Annotated in this window: 3 protein-coding genes; all 3 read right to left on the reverse strand. The window is 40.2% G+C overall.

Going from position 1 to position 1,342, the window contains the following annotated elements:
* Positions 1-139: 139 nt before the first annotated feature.
* A complete protein-coding gene (locus Q0212_RS14275; protein ID WP_297926688.1) occupies positions 140-289 on the reverse strand; it encodes a hypothetical protein in 150 nt (49 codons plus the stop codon).
* Positions 289-495: an AlpA family transcriptional regulator gene (locus Q0212_RS14280; protein WP_297926689.1), complete on the reverse strand. Its 207-nt coding sequence runs from the start codon at positions 493-495 to the stop codon at positions 289-291. The genes Q0212_RS14275 and Q0212_RS14280 overlap by 1 nt, the downstream gene beginning before the upstream one ends.
* Positions 496-573: 78 nt before the next feature.
* On the reverse strand, positions 574-1,131 hold the full coding sequence (locus Q0212_RS14285; protein WP_297926692.1) for a hypothetical protein: 558 nt from the start codon (positions 1,129-1,131) through the stop codon (positions 574-576).
* Between the last annotated feature and the right edge of the window lie 211 nt (positions 1,132-1,342).

Below are 1,342 nucleotides of genomic sequence, written 5' to 3' on the forward strand. Positions count from 1 at the left end.
CTAAGCGTTCTTTGACATCATCAAAGGTCTGGAATGTGAATTGTGCGTCTTTACCTGCAAGGGTGTGTATAAAAATTTTGCATTCGTCAAAATGTGGCGACAATACGGGGTTACTACGGCTATAATTTTTCATGGTCAATTACCTGTGCTTAGGTGAAAATTGGCTAAAAGGCTGTGGCGTTAGTGCGTCATGGCCTTTGTCTTTTGTGGTCTGTGTTAAATCGTCATGTGTGTTTACCTTTGGCAATAAATAAATAATCGTATTAAGCAATAAAGAGAGGGTAGTCATTACTTGGCCTCTCTTGCTGCAATACGTTCGTGCATAAATGCTAAAACTTCACTTTCAAGCCAAGCGACACAATGTCCACTACCGATACTAATTTGCTTAGGGAATAATCCTTTACTCATTAGCAAGTACAAGGTGGGGCGTGGTATGCCTGTTATGTGTGTCACCTCTTTTTGTCTTAAAAATCGTATGTTTGCTTGTGCTGTCATGGTTAAACTCACTTGACGGAATTGACTAAGTGAGTACATTTTCAACAATTAAAACTTTGCTGTTTTCGCATTAGCTGGCTAACGCGAATTTATTTTTTTCTTTGCCCTAAATAAATGATCTTTTAGTGCTGTTCTAGGTATGGGTTTTTGTTTTTTATAAATAATCATATCGTCAGGTGTAAAAGTTACGCCTTCTTGCTTCTTTAGTGCGTGTTCAAGTGCATTTTCAGTCATGTTAGGGTCTTTGGTAATAAGGTTAATAATCAATTGTTGAAAGGGTGTAGGGCGTGGTTTTTTGGCATTGGCTGTTTGCCGTCTTCGGCCTGTGACTGCTTCATCTAGTGCCGCTATAAATGTCGCACCTTTTTTCATATGCTCTCTGAATAGCTTACCACCTCTTGCGGGTTGTCCCTCTGCTATTAGTTTTATGGCTTTCTCCAGTGCTACGTGTTCCACATTGTCAGTATCCATCTTTAGGGTCTGACTGCGTATAGCTTCTACAAAATCAAAAGTAACAAGGTGAATGGGTATATTTAGTTTTTGTGCGTGATAGCCTGCCCAAACTGCGAGTAAGTGATAACCTAATTCATCATCGGGTAATTCTAACCATTCTAAAGGGAACATTTCTAAATTCATACTACACCGCTACCCACTCGTAAACCGTCTAAGTAATCGCTCCAGTGTTGCATCATGTCATGGCGTTGTTTAATGTATTTAGTACGGTTATAAGCGCGTCCATTGGCATCTTTAACGGCTTGATGCTTAGTGCTTAAATCCGTGCTGGCAACGGATTTGTGAGGGGTCAGTTATCGCGGCTTGATGCAATTAGTATTGTAATACCGCGTTC

Source organism: uncultured Agitococcus sp., from assembly GCF_937920075.1.
Taxonomy (GTDB): Bacteria; Pseudomonadota; Gammaproteobacteria; order Pseudomonadales; family Moraxellaceae; genus Agitococcus.